Source organism: Cupriavidus sp. 8B (assembly GCF_054589115.1).
The window spans coordinates 3,170-6,159 of sequence record NZ_BAAILO010000650.1; the positions used below are offsets into that span (position 1 = coordinate 3,170).

At 61.3% G+C, this 2,990-nt stretch carries 3 protein-coding genes; 2 read left to right on the plus strand and 1 reads right to left on the minus strand.

The window, feature by feature from the left end:
* Positions 1-62: 62 nt before the first annotated feature.
* Both ACYP5B_RS51995 and ACYP5B_RS52000 read left to right on the plus strand, forming a co-directional pair.
* Complete coding sequence (locus ACYP5B_RS51995; RefSeq protein ID WP_459575324.1) at positions 63-704, plus strand: PRTRC system protein A; 642 nt, start codon at positions 63-65, stop codon at positions 702-704.
* Positions 704-1,495: a PRTRC system ThiF family protein gene (locus ACYP5B_RS52000; RefSeq protein WP_459575325.1), complete on the plus strand. Its 792-nt coding sequence runs from the start codon at positions 704-706 to the stop codon at positions 1,493-1,495. The genes ACYP5B_RS51995 and ACYP5B_RS52000 overlap by 1 nt, the downstream gene beginning before the upstream one ends.
* 392 nt (positions 1,496-1,887) lie before the next feature.
* On the opposite strand, the gene ACYP5B_RS52005 is transcribed toward ACYP5B_RS52000, so the two are convergent.
* Complete coding sequence (locus tag ACYP5B_RS52005) at positions 1,888-2,922, minus strand: acyl-CoA dehydrogenase family protein (RefSeq protein ID WP_459575326.1); 1,035 nt, start codon at positions 2,920-2,922, stop codon at positions 1,888-1,890.
* Between the last annotated feature and the right edge of the window lie 68 nt (positions 2,923-2,990).

Below are 2,990 nucleotides of genomic sequence, written 5' to 3' on the forward strand. Positions count from 1 at the left end.
GCGCTCATTCATATGAAAAAGACTCTCGGCAATCTGATTGCCGGGACTATTGGAGAATAGTCATGCATCCTATGGATAGCACATTGCAGCAATCGTTTCCCACCGTGATGGTTCCGCGTTTCGGGGACCTGGCGCCGATGGAGGGCGCCGGCGAGCGGTTACTGGCCGCCGAAGATGGTATGTTCCTGGAAGTGTCGCGGCCGTGGCTGCGGCTCGTCCGGCAGATCGGCAAGTACCACGTTAAGACAGCCGTGCCTTATGGCCTGGTTGCCGAAACCACGTACCTGCGCTGCGGGAAGATCCCTGTTCCCTTGATCGGGAAGTTTGCGGAGATGGCCAGGGCAGCAATGCCCAACGAGACCGGCGCTTGGGTTGTGTGGAACGCGGTAACGCGGGACTTCCGTCTTGCCCCCGTGATCATCCGCTCGCAAGGACGAGGCCACCTTGATTACGACCGCCCGGCGCTGTCCAACGACGAGGTCTTGGTCCTTGACTGCCACTCTCACGGTACGCTTCCAGCGTACTTTTCGTCGCAAGACGACATAGACGACGTGCATGACGTGAAGTTTGCGTTTGTGTTTGGCAACTGTGGCGCGGATGTCCCATCACTGGCCCTGCGCCTCTGTGCGAAAGGGATCTTCGAGAAGAGTGAGAGGGTCCCGAGTGACTGGTATGCGGCGACGAAGGCCGGGAGGGGCGTGTGATGACGATGACTCACCATATTCCCGATTCGATGCTCGAGTACGCCTGGCGCGTCGTAGTAGTTGGAGCCGGCGGTACCGGCAGCGCCTTGCTGCCCAATCTGGCAAGGCTGCATCACGCCATGCTGGAGTTGGGGCACCCGGGCGGCATCGAGTGCATCGTGTTCGATGACGACACGGTCAGCGAGACGAACGTCGGCCGGCAGGGCTTCTATCCAAATGACGTTGGCCAGTTCAAGGCGACGCTGCTGGTGAACCGCCTCAATGCGCTCATGGGTACCCGCTGGGTTGCCCAGACGCGGCGGATCGCCAGTACCGACCGACTGGACTGCGATCTCGCGGTGGGCTGTGTGGATACTCGCGCGGCTCGCAAGGTGATTCTGGGTGCAGTCAGCCGCGGCAGCGGCGGTTACTACCTCGACTGTGGCAATGAGACCGACAAGGGCCAGGTGATCCTGGGGCAGGTGGGCAGCAAGATCGCCCAACGTCTTCCTCATGTGGGCGATCTTTTCCCTGATCTCGTGAACCCAAAGGGAGACAAGGCCGACACGGCGCCTTCCTGCTCGATGGCCGACGCACTGCGCAAGCAGTCGCTGGTCATCAATCAGGCGATCGGCGTGCAAGCCTTTAATCTGCTGTGGACGCTCTTTCGGACCGGCACGCTGAAGTATTCCGGCGTGTTCGTGAACCTGGAAGCTGGGCGCACCAATCCTTTGCCCGTTGATCCTGCGGCCTGGGCCCGCTTTGGCTACGAGCCAAAGCAGCTGGCGCCGCGTAAGCGAGCAAAGAAGTGAATCGCACCGGTCCTCCGACCGGCCGCATGTTTGAAATCTCCCCCCCCCACGAAGCCCCGGCTTCCTGGGGGGATTTATTTTTTGGGGTTGATCAACGAATTGCGGGATCGGGAGGGTCACGCTGCCAGGCTGGCGCGCAAGAGTGAGGAAGATGGCCGCGTTCGACCCTACTGCGACGTCCAACGCGATAGTCCGAAAGGCTGTTCAGGCAATCAGCGGAAGTTGGTCGACATAAGACAAACGACCGTTTTCCGACCCATTGCGGTCGATTGTGAGCTATGACGACACAAGGAGCCAAGCTTGGTACTGCCCCAGTGAAGCCGGATACGCCCATAGTACGAGGCAATGACACGGGGGCATGCGTGGGCTGAAGGGGGCATCGGCATCGGTCTTCAACGAGGTAACCCCAGCCCACGCTGGGCGATCAGGTTTCGCTGAATTTCCGCGGTGCCGCCGCCGATGACGGTCAGGATCGCGTACCGCAGCAACCGTTCGAACCTGCCGCTGGCGATCGCGCTTTCGGCGTCCTCGGACAAGGTTGCTCCAGTGCCGAGGACATCGAGCGCCGCCTGGCCCAGGCGTTCCATCAATTCGCCCGTAAAGGCCTTGCTCGTGGCCGCTTCATGAATGGGGACCTTGCCTTGCTCGGCCATGGCGATACTCTTCATGAACAACTGCCGCCCGGCTTCCACTTCGGCCGCCAGCGCGCCAATGCGGTCGCGAACTGCCCCATCATTGGCCAGCACCGTCTTGTCACGGACGCAACGAACCAGTCGTTCGAATTCCGCGCGGGCATTGGCGATGAAGCTTCCCATCATCATGCGCTCCGTTGCAAGCGCCGATGTCAGGATTGTCCAGCCGTCGTTGAGTTTCCCGACCAACGCACTGGCCGGAACCCGGACATTGTCCAGAAACTCCTGGCAGAACGTGTGACCGTACATCGCCATCGATGGTCTGACGGTGAGGCCCGGGCTGTTCATTGGAACAATGAAGATGCTGAGGCCCGCGTGAGGCCGCACCGCATGCCGGTCGGTGCGGGCGGCCAGCCAAATGTAGTCCGCCTTTTCGGCGGCCGTGGTCCAGATTTTCTGGCCGTTGATGACCCACTCGTCGCCGTCGCGCTCGGCGGTCGTTTGCATCGATGCGAGGTCCGAGCCAGACCCTGGTTCGCTGTAGCCCAGGCAGAAGGTGATCTCGCCGCGGGCGAGCTTGGGCAGGAGCTCGGCCTGTTGCTCGGCCGTACCGAACGCCATCAGTGCATGCGCCTGGATGTCCCCGCGGCCGCCCATGGGTGCACCGGCTTGCTGGATCTCTTCCATGAATGCGAGTTGCTCGTAGGGCGTGCGTCCCTGGCCACCATACTCCCTGGGCCAGCTCATCGTGTTCCAGCCTTTGCTGCCTATTGATCCTTGTATAAATGATGACATCACCACAACTCGGCCTGCTTCCAGCACGCGGCAATGATGCTAGCGCGTTGCTGTGCGCTGCGCAGCCG